This is a genomic window from Streptomyces sp. NPDC041200, assembly GCF_055591805.1.
Genome location: NZ_JBVIZF010000002.1, coordinates 786,919 through 808,705, shown reverse-complemented (window position 1 = coordinate 808,705; position 21,787 = coordinate 786,919). Strand labels below are relative to the sequence as shown.

The following is a 21,787-nucleotide window of genomic DNA, read 5'->3' as shown; positions in this document are numbered from 1 at the left end:
TTATGCCTCCGGCCGCCAGTCGAACGGGAAGTGCTTGCTGGACCCGCCACGGTACTCGCGGGAGAAGTCAAAGCCTTCGGCGTGGTCCGCACTCACCACACCCCATGTCGCGACCTGGCCCGGCCCCACCTCCGCCCCGGGGGCGTTGATCAACTGCACCCGGCGCTTGGGGTCCGAGGTGGGACCGGTCAGCGCCGTGGCGCCCACGCTCACCTTGTCGGACACGGTCGCGCGCCAGTACGCGAGATCCGGCGCGGCATCGAAGTGAATCGGGGCGTATCGCACGCTGCGCACGTCGCTGATCAGCGAACCGAACGTGCCCGGCCACCCCCCGGCGTTGCCGCGGAAGATCTCCTCCAGGGCATCCCGCTGTGCGGGCGTCCCCTTCGCGTCGATGTAGAACATCGCCGTCATCGTGGCGTCAGGGTCGTCCACCCACATGTTCCCCGCGAACTCGCCGAGCGCCACGACACCCAGGCCGTCCAGGCGCACATCCCCGAAGTGCCCTTCATGGATCTGCCATACGAGCGTGAACAGGCAGGCGCCGTTCGTCGGAGCCTGCGCGAAGGTGCAAGGGCAGGGCATCGAGCAGCTGCAGACGTCGAACCACTCGCCCTTGAGGTGCCAGTTGGTCTGGTTCATCACCATTCCCCTTCCCCAGATACCCCGGTGGGGTATGCATCTGACGAGAGATTAACCCGCCGCCCGCCGTCGCGTCAAATACCCCTGGGGGGTATATGCCGGGTAGCGACAACCCAGGACCGTTCCCCGACGCTCGGCGCCTCGGCGCCGAAGCCGCCCGCGCCTCCGTCAACTTCGACGTCTACGACCCCGCCGACGCAGCCGTTTCACAGCCCGGGGATCGGCATCGACGGCGTCCCCGTCCGGATCTTCGACCCTCACGAGGCGTAGTCCTTGAGCTTCTCGGTCTTGAGGCTGATCCCGACGGGATCGGGAAGCTCGACGGTCTCGCCGTACGCCCAGGCCCTCATGCTCCGGTACCGTCCGCGCCGCGGCTCGCTGCAGACGACGAGCGTGCACTCGTCACGGTCGACGAGGAGATACACCGGGATGCCGGCGGTCGCGTAACCCCGGGCTTCTCCACACGGGCACGCCGGTTCGCGTCCGTCGCCCCATGATTCCCGTCCGACACGGGCTTGACCTCTAGCTTTCCGCTGATGAATTCGAGCGTGACGGTCTCCGGCGCCGTGCGGGCGAGCTGCTCGAACTCCTCGATGCCCATCTGCGGCCGGTCGGTCGTGCCAGGGGTCATGGGTTCGCCTCCTCGCACCCATGGTGCCCCGACATCCGGTGGCACGTCCTGCGAGGTCATTCGCTCATCCCTTCGCGTCGCGGGCGGCGGCTCGCAGCCGATCCGCCCAGCCGTGAACGTCGATGTCGCCCGGCGGCAGCGGTTCCGTCTCGCCCCGGCAGGGGCGGCAGAGGCCGCCCGGCAGGGCGGCGGGCGGGCCGGGGCGGCCGCAGTCGGTGCACTCCAGGAGGCGGCTGATGGTGATCTCCGGCCGGGCCTCCGGGGCGGGCGCCGGTACGGGCTCGGGCGGCAGCTTGGCCTCCAGCCGGGTACGGGCCAGCGCGGCCGGGCTGTGCACTTGCACAGGCAGCCCGGACGTCAGCGCCTGGACGAGGCGGGACGGGTCGGCGTCGCGCGCCAGCCAGAGCGCGGCGAGGGGTTCCAGGCGGGCACAGTCGGCCGCCGAGAGGGTCATCCGGGGGTCCGCACGCCCCAGGGACGCCAGGGCGTCGTACCCGGGGGTCCTGGTGGGAGCGGCGGCCGTGCGTACGGCGGCGGGGCGGGGCTCGGGCGCGGCGTCGCCGCGTACGAACGCCTCCCACCACTCCTCTGCGCGCGCCGCCCGGGAGAAGAACGTACGGGTCACCCAGCGCGCCCCGTCCTCCGTGATGAGGTGCTCGCGGACGCGCCGCAGATGACCAGCCTCCGACAGCCGCCGCAGAGCGGTGGCGCAGGCCATCTGGCCGTAGTCGGGAAGGCACTTGGCGAGAGTCTTGGCGTCAATCGCGGCACCGTCCGGCAACCGGTCGATGTACGCGGCGATAGCCGCCTCACGCTTGGGCAAATGTGCGAAGTCGTCCGCGCGGCGCGGGGATTGGCGGGATGCGCTGCGCTTGCCGTAGCCGGGGTTGGCCAGGGGGTGTGCGGAGGCGTGCGGGGCAACGCTAGAGTCGGCTGGAGCCACGGATCGAGTCCTCTTCGATCTTGTAGGTCAGGCCCCGGAATTGGTGTTGGCGCACCGCCGGGGCCGTTTTCTTGTTGCTGCGAACGCTAGACCGATGCCACCGTGCGTGGCAAGCCGGTCACATTATGTGCATGGGGAGGGTGGGTGGGTTGTTCACCCACCCGTTCCTTGGAAAGAGCGCTCAAGCCTCGGCGCCCGAAGCTCAACTCCAACTCTGTGCCGACGCACCGTTCCTTAGATAAATGCGCACAGGTCTCGGCGATCAACACTCCGTGCCGCCTACGATGACTTACGACCGCAACTGGTCAGCTGATTGCCGCAGATTGACGATCGGGGCGCACGAGATGTCAGGAACTGAATGGATGTCATCGAGGTCGGAGTTCGCCCAACCTCGGGTTGACCTCCGCACCGACATACCGCACTCCGCCCGCGTCTACGACTACCTCATGGGCGGTAAGACCAACTACGCACCCGACCGCGCCGCCGGTGACGCGTCCGCCCAGGCCTGGCCCAGCCTGCCGACGTCCATGAAGCAGGCGCGCCACTTCATGCACCGGGCGGTCCGTTCCCTCGTGCGGGAGCACGGCATACGCCAGTTCCTGGACATCGGCACCGGCATCCCGACGCAGCCGAATCTGCACGAGGTCGCGCAGGAAACCGCCCCCGACGCCCGGGTCGTGTACGTCGACAACGACCCCATCGTCCTCACCCACGCCCGTCACCTGATGACGAGCACCCCCGAGGGACGGACCGAGTACATCGACGCGGACATCCGCGACCTCGACTCCATCCTCGACGCGGACGCCCTGCACAACACGCTGGACCTGAAGCAGCCGGTCGCGCTGTCCCTGATCTCGATCGTCCACTTCGTCATGGACGAGGACGATCCGCAGGGCCTGGTACGGCGGTTGATGGCGGAGCTGGCGCCGGGCAGCGCGCTGGCCATGACCATCTTCAGCGGCGACACGGCCCCCGAGGAGGTCGCCGGGGTCGGCCGCGAGTACAACGAGCGCGGTATCCCCCTCAAGATCAGGGACAAGGGCGATGCCGAGCGCTTCTTCGACGGCCTGGACCTGATCGACCCCGGCGTGACCCTGCTCCACCACTGGCGCCCGGACGCCGCCACGGAGGGGGTCAGGGACGAGGAAGTGGCGATGTACGGGGGCGTGGCGCTTAAGCGGGGCTGACGGCGGCGGTGGCGAAGGTTATGAACTCCGCCCAGGCGTCCGGGGCGAGGGCCAGTTGCGGCCCGGCGCTGAGCTTCGAGTCCCGGACGTGGACGGTGTGCGGGCAGGTGGCGACCTCGATGCAGGCGCCGCCTTCGCTGTTGCTGTAGGTGGACTTGGCCCAGGAGAGGGCGACCTCGACGCAGTTGCCGCCCTCGGTGCCGCTATAGCTCGACTTGAACCACGCTAGTTCGTCGCTCATAGCTCCTCCGCCAACTTTCTGATGAAGTTTGCCGACTCCTCAGGACTGAGGGCCTGCCGGAGGATCATGGCATGGCGCTGGGTGACGATGCTTACCTTCGCCGGATCGGCGAACAGCACACCCGTGGTCTGCCCCTCCTCGTACACAAGGTGCTCGTGCTCGGGCGTCTCCAGCAGGACGAACGGGCCGTTGAGACCTGGATGAGCGCCCCCGTTGAGCAGGACCTGAATCGTGACGTTACGCCGCTGGCTCATCTCCAACAGATGGAGCAGCTGCCTCTTGTGGGCCTCGTCGCTAGCGACCGGACTGCGCACTGCCGTCTCGCCGATCACAAAGGTGAACGCCCTGGTCTGCTTGTCCAACTGGCTCTTTCGCTCCAGTCGGGCCGCGGCTCGCGCTTCGATCGTCTCGTCATCCAGTGGCGGCCAATGGGCGTTGAGCAACGCAAGGACCGTTTCCTCCGTCTGCAACAGCCCTGGAATCAGCTGGGGCTCGAACGAGCTGTGCACGACAGCTTCCGCTTCGTACCGCATAAAGTCCTGCGAGAACGACGCGAACTTGTCCGGCTTCAGGTACTCCTGCCCCGCCAGCAGCAGCCCCCGCGCCCCGAACATCTGGTCCGCGACCTGAAGCAGCCGCAGGGCAGGCTTGCGCCGCCCCTGCTCCATGGACTTCACGGTCTCGTACTCGTAGTTGGCCTCTTTGCCCAGCTGTTCGCGGCTGATCCCGGCCTGCATACGCCACAGCTTGATCTGATTGCCGCAATACCGCCAGGACATCGGCGACTGCGAACCACCTTCCATGACCGTCATCGCGCCCTCTCTCCCATGAGGCACCTGCGGTACGCATACGCTGCGTACCGACGTCGTTACTGCGGCAGAGTGCGCCTGACCAGCAGCATTCCGGTCATGAATGCACCAACTCCCCCACTTCCGATGGACATCGAATGGCGGCTCCCCCGCCACCCCCGCAGCGTGGGCCGGGCACGGGCGCTGCTGCGTGAGCAAGTTCGCACGTGGCAGATCCCGGAGGCGCAGGCAGAGGTGGCCGTGCTCCTGCTCAGCGAGCTGGTGACCAACGCCTGTCGCCACGCGCGCGTTTCCCCAGGTCGGGAGGTCCGCGCACGCTGCGTGGTGCGTGACGAGAAACTGCGGGTCGAGGTGTCGGACGCGAGCGAGGTGATGCCTCAGCCGCGCCAGGCGACGGCGGAGGACGAGTCGGGGCGGGGGCTGGAGCTGATCGCGGCGCTCGCGGACGCGTGGGACGCGCATCCGCGCGCCTGTGGGATCGGGAAGACGGTGTGGTTCGAACTGAAGCTGATCGCGGCTACGTAAGCCCCGCGAGGCCGCCGCCCAGCAGGTCGAAGGCCTGCTCGGCGTCGCGTACGGCGCCCGGGTAGCGCTCGTCGGCGGTCTCCCCTGCCACCAGGCGCTGGAAGTTGTCCGTCGACAGCGCCCACTGGACGCCGATGATCTGGACGCCGGCCAGGCGGGCGGTGAGGTCCGGTGCGTCCGTGGTGTCGCGCAGGGCCTCGGCGAGGGCGCGTTCACTGCCCGCCTTGAAGCGCTGCATGCGGTCCATCAGGGCCGGGGTTCCGAAGATCAGCTCAGTGAGCACGCGGACCGGGGGCGCGTCATTGAGCCCGGTGATCGGGTCGCGGCGGCGCAGGCCGTCGAGGAAGTGGTCGCGCAGGGCGGCCAACGGGGTGGTGTGCGAGGGGCGGGCGCGTACGACGCCTGCCGCTTCGGTCTCGTGGTCGGCCATGCGGTGCACCACGAGGTCTTCCTTGGACGGGAAGTACGTGAACAACGTGCGCTTGGAGACCTCGGCGGCCTCGGCGATCTGGGCGACGGAGACCTCGTGGTAACCGCATTCGAGGAAGAGGCCGATCGCGGCGTCCGAGATCGCGGCTCGGGTCCGCTGCTTCTTGCGTTCGCGCAGGCCGGGTTGACTTTCGGTCGTCACCATGCCCACGTTACCCCACCGAACTGCACTTGGAATAGTTCTGCACTTGGTGTACTTATTTACCGAGTGCAGGAACGCGAAGGGGAGCGTGGGATGAACGAGATCGAGACCGATGTCGTGGTCGTGGGGGCCGGGCCGACCGGGCTGACGCTCGCGCACGAACTGGCGCTGGCCGGGGTAGGGACCTTGGTGCTGGAGAAGCTGCCCAGCCGCAACCAGCAGACGAAGGGCGGCGCGATCCATGCCCGTACCGCCGAACTGCTGGAGTCGCGCGGGCTGCTGGAAGCGATGCGGAGCCGAGCGTTCGACGGTCCTCCGGTCGGCGCGAACTTCGCGCTGCTGCCGGTGTCGCTGGACTGCGGGCCGTGGGACACCCGGCACCCGTCCCCGGTCATGCTCCCGCAGTGGGAGATCGAAGAGGTGCTGGAGGAGCGGGCCACCGCGCTCGGGGCCCGGGTACGGCGGGACGCCGCCGTGACGTCGGTCGAGGCGGACGACGACGGGGTGACCGTCACGGCCGAGGGCGGGCTGCGGGTGCGGGCGCGGTATCTGGTGGCGTGCGACGGGGGCCGCAGCACGGTGCGCAAGAAGCTCGGCATGCCCTTCCCGGGGCGGCCCGGAACGTTTCGGGCCGTCCTCGCCGACATCCGACTGTCCGCCACATCGCCGCTGGTGCCGCGCGAGCGGAGGCACATCAGCACGCTGACGCGCAAGGCGAACGGCTACTGGGCCATGCTCATCCCGCTCGGCGACGACCGCTACCGGCTCACCTTCGGGAGCGAAGAACCCACGGACCTCACCCGGGACACCCCGGTCGGGGAGGAAGAGATCGCAGCCGCGCTGCGGGCCGTGTACGGCGAGGAGACCGTGCTCGGCGGCGTGGACAACGCGTCGCGGTTCACCGACGCGACCCGGCAGGTCGAGCGGTATCGGGAGGGCCGGGTGCTGTTCGCCGGGGACGCCGCGCACATCCACCCGGCACTGGGGGCCCAGGGCTTGAACCTCGGCGTCCAGGACGCGTTCAACCTGGGCTGGAAGCTGGCCGCGACGCTCCAGGGCCGGGCGCCGGCCGGGCTGTTGGACAGCTACCACGCCGAACGGCACCCGGTCGCCGCCAGAGTGCTGCACCACACCGCCGCCCAGCGGGTGCTGGCGGACCCTGACCCGACCGAGGACGTGACGGCCCTGCGGGACATCTTCATCGACCTGATGCGGCTACCGGACACCAACCGCTATCTGACGGGGCTGATCTCCGGCCTGGCCCTCCGCTACGACGTACCCGGTACGCACCCCCTCACCGGACAGCGCGTCCCGGACGCCGAACTGACCACTCCGGGCGGCCCCACCCGGCTGTCGGCCCTCTTCGGCGCGGGGCACGCCGTGCTGCTGGACGTGGGCGGGCTCGTCCCGGCCGACGTGACGCCGCCCGAGCGGATCGACCTCGTACGCGCGAAGTCCCCGGCCGACCTCGGCGCGGGCGCGCTGCTCCTCCGGCCCGACGGCTACGTCTGCTGGGCGGCGGACGACGCCGAGACGTGCCGTGAGGAGCTGTCGCGCGCGATCGCCACGCATCTGGTCGGTGGGACCGCCTAGACGTCGGACAGGCGGCTCGTCGCGGAGGCGAAGCCCAGCCAGGTGTGGCGGTTGTTCGCCCAGCACCAGCCCACCTTGGGGGCGTCGCGGCGCTCGCGGCCGTCCCGCCCGGTGCCGTTGCTGATCCAGATCGCCGGGGTGCGGGAATCCAGGGCGCCGCCTGCTTTGCGCAGCCGGGAGCCGATGGTCATGAAGCAGTGGTTGCGCTCCAGAACGGCGGGCTGCTGCATCACCCAGTGGATGCCCTCGGTGAGCAGCAACGGGGTACGGGCCTCGGCGGTGAGGGCGGGCAGCGCCTCGTTCGGGCTCCAGTTGGCCATCCGGTCGCCGCGGTCGAGGCCGGTGAGCAGGTAGAGCGGGGCGTCGGGCAACGCGACCGTGTCGAGCGGGGCGAAGAGGTCGACGTCGGGCATGTCGGTGACGACGAAGCCCGGCTTGTCACCACGGTGGATCAGCGGCGCGAGGGCGGAGGCGGGGGCCCGGTCCGGGTGAACGGCGAGCAGGGCGCCCTCGCCGCCCGCAACGGCCTGGGCGGCCTCGGTGAAGGTACGGATCTCGGCGGCGGACACCCCGGCGATCTCGTGCACCCCCAGCTCGATCAGCCGCTCGGCCTGCGTGCTCAGGGCCGGAGGTACCGGGGGCGCGGGGACAGCGGTGGGGGTGGCGGGCGTGGTTGCGGGCACGATGCTCCCAGGGCAGAGAGTGAACGGGCCCTGGGGCAACGCGGCCGCCCACCGGAACGTTCCCCGCCGCTTCGCGTCGGACCAGGCGCGTCAGACCAGGCGGCGGGCCGTCGCCCAGCGGGTGAGTTCGTGGCGGTTGGAGAGCTGGAGCTTGCGCAGGACCGCCGAGACGTGGCTCTCGACCGTCTTCACCGAGATGAACAGCTGCTTGGCGATCTCCTTGTAGGCGTAGCCGCGCGCGATCAGACGCAGCACCTCGCGTTCGCGCTGGGTGAGGCGGTCCATGTCCTCGTCCACGGGCGGGGCGTCGGTGGAGGCGAAGGCGTCCAGGACGAAACCGGCGAGGCGCGGGGAGAACACCGCGTCGCCTTCGGAGACGCGGAAGATCGCGTCGACCAGGTCGGTGCCGGTGATCGTCTTGGTGACGTAACCGCGGGCGCCGCCGCGGATGACGCCGATGACGTCCTCGGCGGCGTCCGAGACGGACAGGGCGAGGAAGCGCACCGGGCGTTCCGTGGCCGCCATCAGCGCGGCGCTGCGGCGCAGCACCTCGACCCCGCCGCCGCCGGGGAGGTGGACGTCGAGCAGGACCACCTCGGGGCGGGTGGCGGTGATCACGGTGACGGCCTGGTCGACGTCGGCCGCCTCGCCCACCACCTCGACACCGGTGCGGTCCGTCTCGCCGATCTCGGCCTGGACGCCGGTGCGGAACATGCGGTGGTCGTCTACGAGGACGACGCGGACCCGGCGGGCGTCGTCCGTGCCGCTGCCGCCCGTGCCGCTGCCGCCCGCAGCGTTGGCACCCGCGCCGGTCGTCGCGTCCGTGCCGCCCGTACCGCCTGTACCGCCTGTACCGCCCGTACCGCCGCCCGTTGCCTCGGTCATGTCGTCGCCGCCCTCTCCATCTCCAGCTCCACTACCGTGCCCCCGTCGGGCGCGGACCTCAGACTGGCCGTGCCGCCGTTGCGCTGCATTCTGCCGATGATCGATTCGCGGACGCCCATGCGGTCGTCCGGCACCGCGTCCAGATCGAAGCCCGGGCCGCGGTCGCGTACCGAGACGAAGACCGTGGCGCCCTCGACTTCGGCGAACACCTGGACCGCGCCGCCGTCGCCACCGTACTTGGCGGCGTTCACCATCGCCTCGCGTGCGGCCTGCATCTGTGCGCCCAGCCTCTCGTCCAGCGGGCAGTCGCCGACCACCACGACCTCGATCGGGACACCGTGGTAGTCCTCGACCTCCGCCGCCGTCGCCTTGACCGCCTCGGCGAGGGTGTCCGGCTCGTCCGCCTCGTCCTTGCCGGTGCCCTCCGGCTTGTACAGCCAGGCGCGCAGCTCCCGCTCCTGGGCGCGGGCCAGCCGGGCCACTTCACGCGGGTCCTCGGCGCTGCGCTGGATCAGGGTGAGGGTGTGCAGTACGGAGTCGTGGACGTGCGCCGCGACCTCGGCGCGCTCCTGGGCGCGGATGCGCATCAGGCGCTCCTCGGAGAGGTCCTGCGTCATCCGGATCACGTACGGGCCCGCCAGCAGCGCGACGCCGACGATCACGGCGAGGGCGGCCTGGAGGACGGCGCCCAGGTGCCGGGCCGAGCCCTGCAGGACGAGGATGCCGGTCACCCCCGCGCCGACCAGCACCACCCCCGCCCCGGCGCGGGCCAGCGGCAGCACCCGCTTGCTGCGGCTCAGCTCCACCCACTGGGCGCGGCGGGCGTTGTCGGCCTGCCGCCAGAAGAGCGCGACGCCCGCGCCGACGAGGAGCAGCGGCCAGATGTAGGTGTTGGCGCGGCCCAGCTGGAAGCCCTGGACGAAGATGCCCATGCCGATGAAGAGGGCGACCAGGGCGATGATCTGGCCGCGCTCCGGCCTGCGGGCCAGGATCCGGCGCCGCCCGTCGGGGCCGACGGTGGTGAGCGGGCGGGTCGTCTCCCCCACGCCGCCGACGCCGAGGGGGACGATGAACCAGAAGAGCGCGTAGAGGAGGGTGCCGAAGCCCTCCGCCATGATCAGCGCGACGAAGGCGATCCGTACCCAGGAGACCGGCAGCCCCAGATGCCCGGCGAGTCCCCGCGCCACGCCGCCGAGCAGTCGGCCTTCGGCGCTGCGGTAGAGCTTGCGCGGGGGTGGTTCGACGGGGGTGGTCGGGGGTGCGGCGGCGGTCATGCCCCGATCGTCACACGGTCCCCGTGTTCCGGACATCAGGGTCGACCCTGATCGTTCCCGGAGCGGGGCGGGGTGGGCGCCTGCGGCGGGCGGTCCCGGGGTCAGGGGAGGCGGATGCCGTCCGTGACCCATGGGCGGTCAGGGGAGGCGGATGCCGTCTCGGACCTTGTCGAAGATCGGGCGGTACTGGCCCCACTGGTCTTCCGGCGCGCTCAGGTAGATCGCGTACTCCTTGTCGCCCTCGTTCCCGAAGCCCAGGTCGATCGCCCGGAACCAGCGGGCGCGGCCCTTGAAGCGGAACTCCCAGATCGCGGCGGGCATGCCGCGGAACGTGGTCTCCTGCAGGCGGGTCCGCTCGTATTCGTTCTCCGCGAAGCTGCTCTTGAAGGCGGTCTCGACGTCCTCGAGGTGCTTGACCTGGTCCTTGGACGCGAAGTCCAGGACGTTGACCGACAGGCGGCCCATCTTGGCGGGGTCGAGGTAGCGGATCTCCTGGGTCTCGTCCACGATGCCCTCCTCGTCGGCGTCGGGCTTCCAGTCGTCGGGGACCGGGAAGGAGACGCCGAGGCCCTTCGCCAGGTGGTAGCCCTGCGGGACGGGGGACGGGGTGAACGAGGGCGTGGCCGAGGTGCCGGGGGCCGCGCCGGAGGCGGACGACGGGGAGCCGCCCTCCGTCTTCCACACGTAGACGCCGCCCGCCACCACCACGACCGCCAGCGCCGTCCCGATGGCGGCCCACCGGGCCTTGCGGGGGGCGGAGGTCTTCGGCTGAGAGAACGCCGGGGGCGTGGGTGCGGGCGGGGGCGGGGGCACGGGCCTGGGGACGGGGGCCGTGACGGGTTCGGGGACGCGCGGCACCGGTTGGGTGCGGTGCGTGGGGGACGTGGGGTGCGTGGGGGGCGCGGACTGGGTGGGGGACGTGGGCTGCGTGGGTTGTGGCCGCGGGGACGGCTCGGGGGCCGGGGGCTTGGCCCGGAGCTTCGTCAGGGCCATGGTCGTCCTGGTCGTCTGACCCTGCATCGGATACGTCGTCGTCTCCGGCTCCGACGCCGGGCCGCGCAGCGCCCGTTCCGTCTCCTCCGCCGTCGGCCGCCGCTCCGGCTCCTTCTCCAGCAGCGCCTCGATCAGCGGGGCCAGCGTGCCCGCCCGCTTCGGCGGCTCCAGGGGGTCCACGGCGATCGCGTACCCGGTCTCGATCGGCGTCGGCTTACGGAACGGAGCCCGGCCTTCCACCGCCTGATAGAGCGTCGCGCCCAGCGCCCACAGGTCGGACGCCGGGCCGGGCGTGCGGCCGCGCACCCGCTCCGGGGCTATGTAGTCGATGGAGCCGACGACCTCGCCGGTCTTGGTGAGCGTGGAGGTGCCGGTGGCCATGGCGATGCCGAAGTCCGTGAGCACGACCCGGCCGTCGCGGCCGAGCAGCACGTTGCCGGGCTTGACGTCACGATGCAGGACGCCCGCCGCGTGGGCGGCCCGCAGGGCGGCGATCATGCCGCGGCCGACGCGGGCGGTCTCGACGGGCGAGAGCGTCTCGCCCCCCTTGAGCAGGTCGCCGAGGGTCGTGGACGGCACGTACTCCATCACGATGCACGGCAGCCCGTCGTCGTCCACGACGTCATGGACCACGACCACGTTGGGGTGGGTGATGCGGGCCGCGCTCCGCGCCTCACGGCGGGTGCGCTCGTGCATCGTCGTCAGTTCTTCCTCACTGATGTGCGGCGAGACGTGCAGCTGCTTGAGAGCGACCTGACGGTCGAGCAGTTCGTCCTCGGCGCGCCAGACCGTACCCATGCCGCCGCGGCCGATCTGTTCGGCCAGCCGGTACCGTCCGGCAATCAGCCGCCCTACGTCCGACACCGCACTCCCCTCCCGCTCCGTGGCGGCCCTGATCCCCGCGCATCCACGCATGTTCGATCCGCCACGATAGTCGCCACGACATCGGGGATGATCTCAGGGAAGGCCCAGGGTTTCACCGGATGCCGCCGGAACGACCGTCTTGTCACCATGGACACATGACCGATGCACCCACCGTGGCGGACGACAGCGAGGGCTCGGCCGGTTCCGGCGACCCCCGGGGCGCGGCCGCGCCGCTGCGGCGCAGCCGCGACCAGAAAATGATCTCGGGGGTGTGCGGGGGACTCGGCCGCTACTGCGATGTCGACCCGGTGATCTTCCGCGTGGTCCTGTCCGTCCTCTCCCTCGCGGGCGGGCTCGGTCTGATCATGTACGGCTTCTGCTGGCTGCTCGTCCCCCTGAGCGGGGAGGACGAGAACGAGGGGCGGCGGCTGCTCTCCGGGCGTGTCGAGGGCCCGGCGCTGACGGCGGTGCTGTGCGCGCTGGTCGGTTGCGGGCTGTTCCTGTCGATGCTCAACAACGGCGGCGTGATGTGGTTCTCCTTCATGCTGATCCTCGCGACGGGCGGCGCCGGTTACTGGTCGCACCAGCGGCGACAGGCGGAGAGCGGCGGCGCGGTGGACCCGGCCACGGCGCAGGCCGTCGCGGACGCGCCCCCGGAGGCCAAGGCTCCGCCGACGCGGGGCGGGCCGGGGCCGTCGTGGTGGCGGGATCCGATCGTCAAGGACGGTACGACGGGGCCGCCGCGCGGGGCGGGTCCGGGGTATCTGTGGGGGCCGGACGACGGTCCGTACGACCGGGCCACCGCGCGGGCGGAGCGGGCCCGGCGGATCCGCGACCGGTCCTCCATCGGCGGCTGGATCTTCCTGGCCGCCCTCGCCACCGCGGCCGCCGGGGTCCGGCTGTCCTGGCACCACCAACCGCTCGGCACCAGCCTGGAGATCGGCCTCGCGGGCGCGCTGGCGGTCTTCGGGCTCGGGATGCTGGTCAGCTGCTGGTACGGACGGACGGGGGTGGGGACCGCCATCATGACCGTCGTCACCTGCGCGCTGCTGGCCGCCGCCACGGCGCTCCCCCGGTCCGTCACGACCGACTGGTCCCGCGAGACCTGGGCCCCCACGTCGGCGGCCGCCGTGCGGCCCTCGTACGAGCTGGGCGGGGGCGTCGGCGAACTGAAGCTGGACCGCTTCCGGCTGACGGAAGACCAGACCGTGCGGACCCAGGCCGCCGTGGGCGCCGGGAAACTGGCCGTGACCGTGCCCCGGGACGTCCGCCTCAAGCTGACGATCCGCACCGGGCTCGGCGACATCCGGCTGCCGGGTGAACGGGGCGATGACATCGACATCGAGCCGAGGCGGGAGCGGAACGTGACCATCGACCCGAAGGGCGGGGCGGGCGCGGCGCGCGGAACGCTGGTGCTGCGGCTGTCGATCGGGCTGGGGAATGTGGAGGTGACCCGCTCGTGAAGCGGCATCCGGTGGAGCCGGGGAAGCTGGTGGCGGGGCTCGTCGTGCTGGGTGTGGCGACGGTGTACGGGCTGGACGCGGCCGGGGAGTGGGATGTGCGGTCGCTCGTGCCGCTGATGGTGCTGGTGGGGGGTTTGTGCGCGGCGGGGTTCGTGTCGGCGCTGACGTACCTGGCCCGCCGCAAGCGCCCGCAGCCGCCGGACCGGCCCCCGCAAGCGTGAGCGGCCCGCCGAGCGTCGGAGGGGAGTAGTCCCCCGCCCCGCCCCTTCCCGAAACCGGTGGCTCCGCCCCCGGCCCCCCGCCGCCGCGCGGGCCTGCGAAGCCAGCCAGCGCGGTCGGCCGCCGCTCGGCGCGGGGCGCCCCGGAGCGGGAGCCGGGGGCTGGGGCGCCGCCGGGCGCCGTGGGTCCGGCCAGCGCCGGGCGGCCGGGCAGGCCGTCCGGCACACACCGCCTCGGGGCGATCACCGCCCTCCGGGGCGCAGGGGCGCCGCGGGCCCGGCCACCGCTCTGGGCGGGGCCCCGCAGGCCCGAGCGCGGCTCAGCACCAGGCACCACGCAGCGGGCACCGCAGACCAGCCACCGCCGAGCGCACGGGGCACCGCGGGCAGGAACTACCGGGCCCGGGCGGCGCTCGACGCAGGGAACCACGCAGCGGGCGTTGGCGTTGTGGGGGCCGGTCGGCGCGCGGGCTGGGCGCCGACCGGCGGGTGCCGCCTCGGGGCGGCGGTCGGCGTCAGGTGAAGAGTTGGGAGCTTTGGCGGCGGCGGCGTTTGGACCAGGCCGTGTCCAGGGACAGGTACGGGGCCCCGGCCAGGATCAGGGGAAGCCAGGCGATCAGGTAGGCCAGGTCGTTGCCGTAGTAGTACGGCTCCGTCTGCCAGCTCACCGTCAGCCACAGGCTCAGCGAGATCAGCGCGCCGCCCAGGGCCGCCAGGCGGGAGAGGAGGCCGAAGAGGGTGCCGAGGCCGACGGCCAGCTCTCCGTAGGCCATGACGTAGCCGAAGGTGCTCGGGGAGTTCAGGGCCTGGTCGACCAGCCAGGGGACCGCCGACGTATCGCGCACCTGACTCATCAGCTGGCCGATCGAGCCCGCGCCGCTGTCGGCCAGGAAGGCCGAATCGGTGAGCTTGTCGATCCCGGCGTAGACGAAGGTGACGCCCAGGAAAATCCGCAGGGGTAGGAGGGAGTAGCGGGCGGCCATGGCGCGCACGCCGCCCGTGGGCGGGCCGCCGCCTATGCCGCTCACGACGTTCACACTGCCCGCGTCTCCCGCGGGGCCCCCTCCGACCGTTCGGTCCGCATGCCTCATGACGCCCGCCTCTCCCATTGCGTAGTCATCAAAACCATACGGAAGGGGAGGGGGTGCGTACTCAGTCGAGGTCGGGTCCGGTCAGGTCAGGTCGGTCCAGGTCAGTCGAGTACGTCGATCTGGTAGCGGTTCGTCTCCGCCCCCGACGCCGTCACCACCTGCACGTCCACCCGGCCGGGCTCCACGTCCACCGGGACCGGCACGGTCAGGGCCGTATCGGTCGGGTTGCTGAAGCCGCCCGCGACCGGCACCAGGGGGACGTGGACGTGGACGGCGCCGATGCGGACGACCATGCGGGCCAGCCGGTCGGGGTCCTGCGCGCCCGGCGGGACGAAGCCGTTGCCGCGGATCTCGATGTCGTCGCCGGTGCGGATCGGGGCGTCGCGGTCGATGCCGCCCTCCTCGGGGCGGACCCGGACGACGGACAGGACGGTCGGGCGGCCGCCCTCCGCGTACTTGCCGGTGAGGTACATCAGGACCGAGACGACGGCGAGCACCACCAGCCCCCACGGCAGCTCCGGCAGCCGCCACGGTTCGCGGGCGAGCCGGACGGCGGCGAAGGCGAGGGCGACCGCGTGGACGACGACGTACTGGGCGTCGGCGAAGCTGCCGCGGCCCGCGTCGTCCGTGAGGAGGTCGGCCGCGCGCGGGCGGACCGCGCGGACCTTCTGGAGTCGCTGCGCCCGCACCCGGGCCGCGACGACGAGCCGGGCGAGCACCGCGGCCACGCAGGTCAGCCCGGCGACCGTGAGCAGCCCGGCCGCGTGGCCGAGGGACAGGCCCCCGGCGATCCGGTCCCGGTCACCGGGGTCGACGGCCAGCTCGACGGCCAGGACGAACACCGAGAAGACGGCGAGCAGCAGCCAGGCGGCGGCGAGGGAGCGGGAGGTGGACATCCGGTTGTCCTCGCCGACGAGCGGCGCGAGCGGGCCGCCGTTCGCGTAGTGCAGCCGGGCGGTGAGGGTCAGCAGCGCGCCGGTGACGAGGGCGGCGGTGAGCCCGGCGGTGCGGGCGACCGACCAGCCGGTGCCGAGCGCCGTCGCCAGCTGCCCGATCAGCAGCGCCCCGACCGCGCCCCAGACCACCAGCAGGGTGCGCCGCCACACCGCGTCGCGCCACGCGGTGCTCTCGGACTGGCCGCAGTCGACGAGCGTACGGGCGGCGTGGGCGAGTTCGTCCGACACCCACTGCCGGGACGCCCCGGCCGAGTGCGCGAGGGCCGCCGGAACGCCCTCTCCGGCCGCGAAACGCTCCCGCATGGCCACGAATGCGGCCACCGCCCGCCGGTGGCCCTCACGGGCGCCCTGGGGGCACTCACAGCCCGCCGGGCCGTGGTCCGCGTGGCAGTGCCCGTGGGGGCTGTCAGCCGCCTTCACTTTCGCCTTCGTGGCGTCTTTCGTCGTGTCCACCGCCACGAGGTCTCACCGCTCCGTCGTTCACTCGTTCTGTATGCCCAACTGACATGTGTAGAGGGAGGATTGTGCCGCACCGCGAGGGGTCTCAGTTGAGCAGGTCGGGCTCACCGCGGGTGATCTGCAGGTACAGAGGCTGATAGTTGATCCACGCCACAAGATCGCTTCCCAGCTGCTCACGGATCCGCGCGGCGCTCTCGTGGTCGACGGGAACGGGCTTGCCCGCCGCCTTCGCCGTCAGCTGCGCCTGGCACGCGCGCTCCATCGCGATGAACCACCAGGCGGCCGCGTCGACCGAGTCCCCGACCGTCAACAGACCGCGATTGCGCAGGATGAGGGCCTTGTACGCGCCGAGCGCCGCCGCGATCCCCCGGCCCTCCGCCTCGTCCACGACGACGCCCGTGCTGCTGTCGTAGAGCCCGTGGTCCTCGAAGAAGGCGCACACGTCCTGGGTGATCGGCTCCAGCAGCTCGCCGAGCGCGGACAGGGCCCGGCCGTGGACGGAACGGGTGTGGGCGACCGCCACCACATCCGGCCGGGCTCGATGCACGGACGAGTGAACGACGAAGGCCGCCTGGTTGACGTGGTACCGCCCCTGGACCACCTGACCCGCCTCGTTGACGAGGATCAGGTCGCTCACGGTGATGTGGGCGAAGGGCATTCCGAACGGGTTCACCCAGAAATGGTCGGTGAGTTCCGGGTCGCGCGCGGTGATGTGCCCCGCGACGCCCTCCTCGTACCCGTACCGCCCGAAGACGCGCAGCGCCGCCGCCAGCCGCTCCTTGCGGTACCGCCGCTCGTCGGCCGGGGAGGCGTGGGTGGGCGGCATGGTGATGTGCAGCTGATCGGTCGGTATCGGCTCGGGGTTCGGCCGCGGCATCGGCATCGTCATCGGCAGCTCCACTCCTCTGGGGTGCTGGAGCGGAAGCTACCTCCGGGTATGGCAGGAGGCCAGAGCCGGGGCCTCTTACAGCTGGTCGATCTCGGTGAGGTCGATGTCGATGGTGAAGGGGACGGTGAGCTTGAGCTGGTTGTGGTGGAGGCTGGTATGCCGGTAGGTGCGCGTTTCGGTGTCGAGTTCGAAGACGTGGACCACGGGGCGAGCATCCGTGTTCGTCATCTCGACGCGCCAGAAGTGCGGAATCCCCGCGTTGGCATACTTGTGCGGCTTGGTGTCGTGGTCGCGGGCCTCGGACTCGGGAGAGACGACCTCAACGGCGAGCATCACATCATTGACCTGGTAGTAGGTCTGCTCGCCACTCCGCCGGGACTCGGCGCGTACGACGGTGATGTCGGGCTCCGGGCCATTGCGTTTGTCGATCACCACGGTCATCTCCCGCCGGATCCTGTACTCCGGGGGCACGGTCCGGCGTAGCCCGCTGACCAGCAGATCAATCACCACGCTGTGAAAATCTCGCTGCGGACTCACGAAGACCAGACTCCCGTCGATCAACTCAGTGTGCGGCGGGAGATCAGGCAGACTCAGCAAATCGTCCACGGTGTAGCCATCCGGCGGCGGCACAGGCCACGGAGTGGTGTGCAGCGGCTCAGCGGTCATGGTTCCTCCCATGGACGGGATTCTTGGCCGTGGAGCCAGCGTACCGAGCACGAACGCCGATGCCGCCACCCAAACGAATGAGCGACGGCATCGGCGTTTGACGATCAGATGATGATCAAGAGGGGGAGGTCACTCCCACTCGATGGTGCCGGGCGGCTTGCTGGTGATGTCCAGGACCACCCGGTTGACCTCGTCCACCTCGTTGGTGATCCGGGTCGAGATGCGCGACAGCACGTCGTACGGCAGGCGCGACCAGTCGGCCGTCATGGCGTCCTCGGAGGAGACCGGGCGCAGCACGATGGGGTGGCCGTAGGTGCGGCCGTCGCCCTGGACGCCGACCGAGCGGACGTCGGCGAGCAGGACCACCGGGCACTGCCAGATCTCGCGGTCCAGACCAGCGGCGGTCAGCTCTTCGCGGGCGATCGCGTCGGCCTCGCGGAGCAGGTCCAGGCGGTCCTTGGTGACCTCGCCGATGATGCGGATGCCGAGGCCCGGGCCCGGGAAGGGCTGGCGGTGGACGATGTCCTCCGGGAGGCCCAGCTCCTGGCCGACGTTCCGCACCTCGTCCTTGAAGAGCCGGCGCAGCGGCTCGACGAGCTGGAACTCGATGTCGTCGGGGAGCCCGCCCACGTTGTGGTGGGACTTGATGTTGGCGGTGCCGGTGCCGCCGCCGGACTCCACCACGTCCGGGTAGAGGGTGCCCTGGACCAGGAACTCCACGGCCTCACCGGCCGCGCCCGCCTCGGCCACCAGCTCGGCCTGGGCCTGCTCGAAGACGCGGATGAACTCCCGGCCGATGATCTTCCGCTTCTCCTCGGGGTCGGACACCCCGGCGAGCGCGTCCAGGAAGCGCTGCTCGGCCTCGACGACCTTCAGCTGGACGCCGGTGGCGGCCACGAAGTCCTTCTCGACCTGCTCGGACTCGCCCTTGCGCATCAGCCCGTGGTCGACGTACACGCAGGTGAGCTGGTCGCCGATGGCCTTCTGGACGAGGGCGGCGGCGACGGCGGAGTCCACGCCGCCCGACAGCCCGCAGATCGCACGCTTGGTGCCGACCTGCTCGCGGATGGCCGCCACGGACTCCTCGACCACATTGGAGGTGGTCCAGGTGGGCGACAGGCCCGCGCCCCGGTACAGGAAGTGCTCCAGGACCTGCTGGCCGTGGGTGGAGTGCATCACCTCGGGGTGGTGCTGTACGCCGTACAGCTTGCGCTCGTCGCATTCGAACGCCGCGACCGGCACCTGGTCGGTGGACGCGGTGACCGTGAAGCCCTCGGGCGCGGCCGAGCAGGCGTCGCCGTGCGACATCCACACCTGCTGCTGCTCGGGGGTGCCCGCGAAGAGCGTCGAGCCCTGCTTGGTCACGCTCAGGTCGGTGCGGCCGTACTCGCGCGCACCGTTGTTGTCGACGGTGCCGCCGAGCGTCACGGCCATCAGCTGGAAGCCGTAGCACATGCCGAAGACGGGGATGCCCGCTTCGAAGAGCGCACGGTCGAGCCGGGGCGCGCCCTCGGCGTAGACCGACGACGGCCCGCCGGAGAGGATGATCGCCTTGGGGTTCTTGGCGAGCATCTCCGCCACCGGCATGGTGGACGGGACGATCTCGCTGTAGACCCGGGCCTCACGGACTCGTCGGGCGATGAGCTGGGCGTACTGCGCGCCGAAGTCGACGACCAGGACGGTGTCGGGGGCGGCAGCAGGGGACGCTGATGGCACTTCGGCGGCCTTCCGGCGGTGGAACTGGAGGGTTGGACTTTCGATTCTAACCAGCCCATAATCGACGCCATGTCCACGCGCATGACCTTCGTCTTTATCTATGGCACCGGCCCGTCCGGCTGCCATGGTCGTGCTGCTTGAACTACTGACAAGCGACTTCCCAGGCGCCCCGGGCCGGTACAGGCCCGGGGCGCTGGTGCGTTTGGCTTCGGGTCTCAGCCGGTTCCGGGCTCCTCCTACCGATTCCTGTCGATTCCCATCGATGAGAGACCAGGAGATACGGATATGAGTACGGCCACGACCCCTGACACGACCCCTGATGTGATCGGTTCCGCGCGCGAGCGGATCGACGCCCTCGACGGACGGATCCTCGAACTCGTCCGGGAACGGATGGCGGTCTCGGCCTCCATCCAGGAGGCGCGGATCGCGGCGGGCGGGCGGCGGGTGCACCTCTCGCGCGAGATGGAGATCCTCGACCGCTACCGCCAGTCGCTCGGCAAGCCCGGTACGACCCTCGCCATGACGCTGCTGGAGCTGTGCCGGGGGCGGGCCTGACGCCAGCCCCTGAGGGCCCGCCGTCACCCGTACGGCGCGTGACCGGCTCGCGAACGGGCTCGTTGAGCCCGGTGCCGCGTCGGCGAGGTGACCGGTCGGCAGGGGACAGCAGCCCGGTCACCATCCACAGGGCGGTCGGTCCCGGGGACGCCTGGGACCGACCGTATCCAGTCGAAACGGTTGCGCCCGGAGCGATGCATCCACCACGATGCAGTGAGGGATAACACCCCGGGTCAGCACCCGTCATTGGTCCGACCACGGCCTGATCACGAGTCCGGCCGCGCGGGCGTACGCCCCTGACGCACCTTCCTCCTCCCCCATCTTCCTTCCTCTTCTTTCCTCTTTTTGCTCACCCCCGAGCCCGCGGCGCACCCCCCCGGCGCCGCCCCTTCAGCACCGGCGCTGCCCTGACGCCGGTGCTGACCGCCTAGGGCCCCGGGACGTCCGCTCGGTCGGACGCCCCGGGGCCCTACGCCTGTGCCGCCTGCTCCGGGTTGTACCCGCTGAGGCACCCGTGGGTTCTGTGACCATATTGTGAGCAACCGTGAAGACAACCTTTCGGCCAGCGGGTTGGTCATGTACGTGCAAACCGAACGCACGGCCACTCCGCGCCCCACCGCGACGGCCTTCCAGAAGAGGTCTTCATGAAGATTCGCCGCACACTGGTGGCCGCCGTCGCTACGGCCGCCATAGCTCCCGCCGCGCTGCTCGCCGCGCCCGCCGCCTTCGCCGAGGACGGTCCGTCGCCCAGCCCGTCGGTCACCGAGCCGGGTGACGGCGGCACGCCGACCGAGGAGCCGTCGCTCCCGCCGTCTGATGAGCCGACGGGCGGGCCCACCGACGAGCCGACCGATGAGCCCACCGACGAGCCCACCGATGAGCCGACCGATGAGCCCACGGACGAGCCGACCGACGAGCCGACCGATGAGCCCACGGACGAGCCGACCACTGAGCCCACGGCTACGCCCACGGACGACCCGACCGACCCGGAGGAGTGCGAGGAGGCGTCCGACGAGGCCGCCGTCACCACTGAGCTGCGCGGGCTGCCCAGCAAGGTGGTGGCCGGTTCCGGCTGGGTGCCGTTCACGTTCCGGACGACCAACACCTCCGACAAGGCGATGAAGTCGGTAGAGGCGTACGTGGAGATGTACGTCATCAGCAAGGACGAGCTGGAAGACGTCTCGAAGCTGCTCACCGTGCAGTCGTACGACGAGGACAGCGGGAGCTGGAAGTCCATCAGTGACGAGGAGGGCTACTTCGGCTCGATCGGCGAGCTGAAGCCGGGTGAGTACGCGGACGCCAAGCTGCGGCTGAAGGTCGACGCCAAGACGCCCGGCAGCTACGGGTTCGGCTTCGCGATCGGCGCGTACCACGATGAGGACAACGTCTGCGGTTGGTCCGAGGCCATGGAGTACGACTTCGACGTGCTGGTCGCGGGCAGCAAGCCGGGGCCGATCGACGAGGCGGAGGGTAAGCCGGGGGACAAGGGCAACCGGCCCTCGCCGAAGGGCGGTGGCGCCCAGCTGACCGAGCTGCCGGTGTCGGGGCAGCTTGCCTCTACTGGGTCGTCTTCCGCACTGCCGATGATCGGGCTCATCGGTGGTGTGGCCATGGCCGTGGGTGGCGGGGCCGTGTTCGTTGTTCGGCGGCGCCGTTCTGCTTGAGCGTAGGTCGTGGGGTCACCCTGTTGCGGAATGGCCCCACGACGTTGCCCCTGGGGGTTCGTTGTCGGGGGCGGGGCGGTGGGTGGTTGTGCCCCCCCCCCGGGCCGCCCCCCACTGCCCCTGGGCGGTGTCCCCGGGGGGACGACTGCCCACCACGCTTCAGGCGGCGTCGGCCTTCCTTGTGAACGGCGGGGTTTTTAGGGGGACAG

At 71.0% G+C, this 21,787-nt stretch carries 21 protein-coding genes and 1 pseudogene; 7 read left to right on the top strand and 15 right to left on the bottom strand.

Features of this window, described 5'->3' with window-relative positions:
- The 3 genes and pseudogenes from ACZ6CL_RS08875 to ACZ6CL_RS08865 all read right to left on the bottom strand — a co-directional run bounded on the left by ACZ6CL_RS08875 (window position 1) and on the right by ACZ6CL_RS08865 (window position 2,216).
- A complete protein-coding gene (locus ACZ6CL_RS08875; protein ID WP_468932949.1) occupies window positions 1-642 on the bottom strand; it encodes a DUF1326 domain-containing protein in 642 nt (213 codons plus the stop codon).
- Between the two features lie 257 nt (window positions 643-899).
- A pseudogene (locus ACZ6CL_RS08870) lies at window positions 900-1,273 on the bottom strand (Uma2 family endonuclease).
- 64 nt (window positions 1,274-1,337) lie between these two features.
- Entirely contained in the window at window positions 1,338-2,216 is an 879-nt protein-coding gene (locus ACZ6CL_RS08865) for a hypothetical protein (RefSeq protein ID WP_468932946.1), read from the bottom strand.
- A gap of 362 nt (window positions 2,217-2,578) precedes the next feature.
- On the opposite strand from ACZ6CL_RS08865, the gene ACZ6CL_RS08860 reads away from it, so the two are divergent.
- Window positions 2,579-3,403 carry an SAM-dependent methyltransferase gene (locus ACZ6CL_RS08860; RefSeq protein WP_468932944.1) on the top strand — a complete coding sequence of 275 codons (825 nt, stop codon included), beginning with the start codon at window positions 2,579-2,581 and terminating at the stop codon, window positions 3,401-3,403.
- Here ACZ6CL_RS08860 and ACZ6CL_RS08855 read toward each other — a convergent pair.
- Both ACZ6CL_RS08855 and ACZ6CL_RS08850 read right to left on the bottom strand, forming a co-directional pair.
- Window positions 3,390-3,644, bottom strand: a complete 255-nt coding sequence (locus ACZ6CL_RS08855; protein WP_468932942.1) for a DUF397 domain-containing protein — start codon at window positions 3,642-3,644, stop codon at window positions 3,390-3,392. The two genes, ACZ6CL_RS08860 and ACZ6CL_RS08855, sit on opposite strands and share 14 nt — an antisense overlap.
- Window positions 3,641-4,456 (bottom strand): helix-turn-helix domain-containing protein, encoded by an 816-nt coding sequence (locus tag ACZ6CL_RS08850; protein ID WP_468932941.1) that lies wholly within the window; start codon window positions 4,454-4,456, stop codon window positions 3,641-3,643. Before ACZ6CL_RS08850 ends, ACZ6CL_RS08855 begins: the two co-directional genes overlap by 4 nt.
- Window positions 4,457-4,552: 96 nt before the next feature.
- Here ACZ6CL_RS08850 and ACZ6CL_RS08845 point away from each other — a divergent pair, with 96 nt between their 5' ends.
- The gene (locus ACZ6CL_RS08845; RefSeq protein WP_468932939.1) at window positions 4,553-4,978 is read left to right on the top strand and encodes an ATP-binding protein; all 426 of its coding nucleotides are present in this window, start codon (window positions 4,553-4,555) and stop codon (window positions 4,976-4,978) included.
- On the opposite strand, the gene ACZ6CL_RS08840 is transcribed toward ACZ6CL_RS08845, so the two are convergent.
- Window positions 4,971-5,612 (bottom strand): TetR/AcrR family transcriptional regulator, encoded by a 642-nt coding sequence (locus tag ACZ6CL_RS08840; RefSeq protein ID WP_468932937.1) that lies wholly within the window; start codon window positions 5,610-5,612, stop codon window positions 4,971-4,973. The two genes, ACZ6CL_RS08845 and ACZ6CL_RS08840, sit on opposite strands and share 8 nt — an antisense overlap.
- A gap of 90 nt (window positions 5,613-5,702) precedes the next feature.
- Between ACZ6CL_RS08840 and ACZ6CL_RS08835 the strand changes: the two genes are divergently transcribed.
- On the top strand, window positions 5,703-7,202 hold the full coding sequence (locus tag ACZ6CL_RS08835) for an FAD-dependent monooxygenase (RefSeq protein ID WP_468932935.1): 1,500 nt from the start codon (window positions 5,703-5,705) through the stop codon (window positions 7,200-7,202).
- Here ACZ6CL_RS08835 and ACZ6CL_RS08830 read toward each other — a convergent pair.
- The 4 genes from ACZ6CL_RS08830 to ACZ6CL_RS08815 form a co-directional block, all read right to left on the bottom strand.
- Window positions 7,199-7,885 carry a DUF5701 family protein gene (locus ACZ6CL_RS08830; protein ID WP_468932933.1) on the bottom strand — a complete coding sequence of 229 codons (687 nt, stop codon included), beginning with the start codon at window positions 7,883-7,885 and terminating at the stop codon, window positions 7,199-7,201. The genes ACZ6CL_RS08835 and ACZ6CL_RS08830 overlap by 4 nt on opposite strands.
- A 90-nt stretch (window positions 7,886-7,975) precedes the next feature.
- Window positions 7,976-8,770: a LuxR C-terminal-related transcriptional regulator gene (locus ACZ6CL_RS08825; RefSeq protein ID WP_468932931.1), complete on the bottom strand. Its 795-nt coding sequence runs from the start codon at window positions 8,768-8,770 to the stop codon at window positions 7,976-7,978.
- On the bottom strand, window positions 8,767-10,044 hold the full coding sequence (locus ACZ6CL_RS08820) for a PspC domain-containing protein (RefSeq protein ID WP_468932930.1): 1,278 nt from the start codon (window positions 10,042-10,044) through the stop codon (window positions 8,767-8,769). The genes ACZ6CL_RS08825 and ACZ6CL_RS08820 overlap by 4 nt, the downstream gene beginning before the upstream one ends.
- Window positions 10,045-10,182: 138 nt before the next feature.
- On the bottom strand, window positions 10,183-11,835 hold the full coding sequence (locus ACZ6CL_RS08815) for a serine/threonine-protein kinase (protein WP_468933344.1): 1,653 nt from the start codon (window positions 11,833-11,835) through the stop codon (window positions 10,183-10,185).
- A gap of 221 nt (window positions 11,836-12,056) precedes the next feature.
- On the opposite strand from ACZ6CL_RS08815, the gene ACZ6CL_RS08810 reads away from it, so the two are divergent.
- Together ACZ6CL_RS08810 and ACZ6CL_RS08805 are read left to right on the top strand one after the other, a co-directional pair.
- Window positions 12,057-13,364, top strand: coding sequence for a PspC domain-containing protein (locus tag ACZ6CL_RS08810; RefSeq protein ID WP_468932927.1), 1,308 nt, complete (start codon window positions 12,057-12,059; stop codon window positions 13,362-13,364).
- Window positions 13,361-13,585 carry a hypothetical protein gene (locus ACZ6CL_RS08805; RefSeq protein ID WP_468932924.1) on the top strand — a complete coding sequence of 75 codons (225 nt, stop codon included), beginning with the start codon at window positions 13,361-13,363 and terminating at the stop codon, window positions 13,583-13,585. Before ACZ6CL_RS08810 ends, ACZ6CL_RS08805 begins: the two co-directional genes overlap by 4 nt.
- A gap of 512 nt (window positions 13,586-14,097) precedes the next feature.
- Here ACZ6CL_RS08805 and ACZ6CL_RS08800 read toward each other — a convergent pair.
- The 5 genes from ACZ6CL_RS08800 to guaA form a co-directional block, all read right to left on the bottom strand.
- Complete coding sequence (locus ACZ6CL_RS08800) at window positions 14,098-14,673, bottom strand: DoxX family protein (protein ID WP_468932923.1); 576 nt, start codon at window positions 14,671-14,673, stop codon at window positions 14,098-14,100.
- Between the two features lie 101 nt (window positions 14,674-14,774).
- The gene (locus ACZ6CL_RS08795; protein WP_468933341.1) at window positions 14,775-16,049 is read right to left on the bottom strand and encodes a hypothetical protein; all 1,275 of its coding nucleotides are present in this window, start codon (window positions 16,047-16,049) and stop codon (window positions 14,775-14,777) included.
- Between the two features lie 124 nt (window positions 16,050-16,173).
- The gene (locus ACZ6CL_RS08790; RefSeq protein ID WP_468932920.1) at window positions 16,174-16,977 is read right to left on the bottom strand and encodes a class II aldolase/adducin family protein; all 804 of its coding nucleotides are present in this window, start codon (window positions 16,975-16,977) and stop codon (window positions 16,174-16,176) included.
- Window positions 16,978-17,052: 75 nt separating this feature from the next.
- Window positions 17,053-17,643 carry a Uma2 family endonuclease gene (locus tag ACZ6CL_RS08785; protein ID WP_468932918.1) on the bottom strand — a complete coding sequence of 197 codons (591 nt, stop codon included), beginning with the start codon at window positions 17,641-17,643 and terminating at the stop codon, window positions 17,053-17,055.
- Between the two features lie 129 nt (window positions 17,644-17,772).
- Window positions 17,773-19,359 (bottom strand): glutamine-hydrolyzing GMP synthase, encoded by a 1,587-nt coding sequence (gene guaA / locus ACZ6CL_RS08780; RefSeq protein WP_009717072.1) that lies wholly within the window; start codon window positions 19,357-19,359, stop codon window positions 17,773-17,775.
- A 285-nt stretch (window positions 19,360-19,644) separates the two neighbouring features.
- On the opposite strand from guaA, the gene ACZ6CL_RS08775 reads away from it, so the two are divergent.
- Both ACZ6CL_RS08775 and ACZ6CL_RS08770 read left to right on the top strand, forming a co-directional pair.
- Window positions 19,645-19,914 (top strand): chorismate mutase, encoded by a 270-nt coding sequence (locus ACZ6CL_RS08775; RefSeq protein ID WP_468932915.1) that lies wholly within the window; start codon window positions 19,645-19,647, stop codon window positions 19,912-19,914.
- A 644-nt stretch (window positions 19,915-20,558) separates the two neighbouring features.
- Window positions 20,559-21,578: a PT domain-containing protein gene (locus ACZ6CL_RS08770; RefSeq protein WP_468932913.1), complete on the top strand. Its 1,020-nt coding sequence runs from the start codon at window positions 20,559-20,561 to the stop codon at window positions 21,576-21,578.
- Window positions 21,579-21,787 lie beyond the last annotated feature (209 nt).

Bases quoted from the DNA above. Each gene is read 5' to 3' on its own strand.
- ACZ6CL_RS08875 (WP_468932949.1), bottom strand. From the start codon at position 642: ATGAACCAGACCAACTGGCACCTCAAGGGCGAGTGGTTCGACGTCTGC.
- ACZ6CL_RS08860 (WP_468932944.1), top strand. From the start codon at position 2,579: ATGTCATCGAGGTCGGAGTTCGCCCAACCTCGGGTTGACCTCCGCACC.
- ACZ6CL_RS08855 (WP_468932942.1), bottom strand. From the start codon at position 3,644: ATGAGCGACGAACTAGCGTGGTTCAAGTCGAGCTATAGCGGCACCGAG.
- ACZ6CL_RS08850 (WP_468932941.1), bottom strand. From the start codon at position 4,456: ATGACGGTCATGGAAGGTGGTTCGCAGTCGCCGATGTCCTGGCGGTAT.
- ACZ6CL_RS08845 (WP_468932939.1), top strand. From the start codon at position 4,553: ATGAATGCACCAACTCCCCCACTTCCGATGGACATCGAATGGCGGCTC.
- ACZ6CL_RS08840 (WP_468932937.1), bottom strand. From the start codon at position 5,612: ATGGTGACGACCGAAAGTCAACCCGGCCTGCGCGAACGCAAGAAGCAG.
- ACZ6CL_RS08835 (WP_468932935.1), top strand. From the start codon at position 5,703: ATGAACGAGATCGAGACCGATGTCGTGGTCGTGGGGGCCGGGCCGACC.
- ACZ6CL_RS08825 (WP_468932931.1), bottom strand. From the start codon at position 8,770: ATGACCGAGGCAACGGGCGGCGGTACGGGCGGTACAGGCGGTACAGGC.
- ACZ6CL_RS08820 (WP_468932930.1), bottom strand. From the start codon at position 10,044: ATGACCGCCGCCGCACCCCCGACCACCCCCGTCGAACCACCCCCGCGC.
- ACZ6CL_RS08815 (WP_468933344.1), bottom strand. From the start codon at position 11,835: ATGGGTACGGTCTGGCGCGCCGAGGACGAACTGCTCGACCGTCAGGTC.
- ACZ6CL_RS08810 (WP_468932927.1), top strand. From the start codon at position 12,057: ATGACCGATGCACCCACCGTGGCGGACGACAGCGAGGGCTCGGCCGGT.
- ACZ6CL_RS08800 (WP_468932923.1), bottom strand. From the start codon at position 14,673: ATGAGGCATGCGGACCGAACGGTCGGAGGGGGCCCCGCGGGAGACGCG.
- ACZ6CL_RS08790 (WP_468932920.1), bottom strand. From the start codon at position 16,977: ATGACGATGCCGATGCCGCGGCCGAACCCCGAGCCGATACCGACCGAT.
- ACZ6CL_RS08785 (WP_468932918.1), bottom strand. From the start codon at position 17,643: ATGACCGCTGAGCCGCTGCACACCACTCCGTGGCCTGTGCCGCCGCCG.
- ACZ6CL_RS08775 (WP_468932915.1), top strand. From the start codon at position 19,645: ATGAGTACGGCCACGACCCCTGACACGACCCCTGATGTGATCGGTTCC.
- ACZ6CL_RS08770 (WP_468932913.1), top strand. From the start codon at position 20,559: ATGAAGATTCGCCGCACACTGGTGGCCGCCGTCGCTACGGCCGCCATA.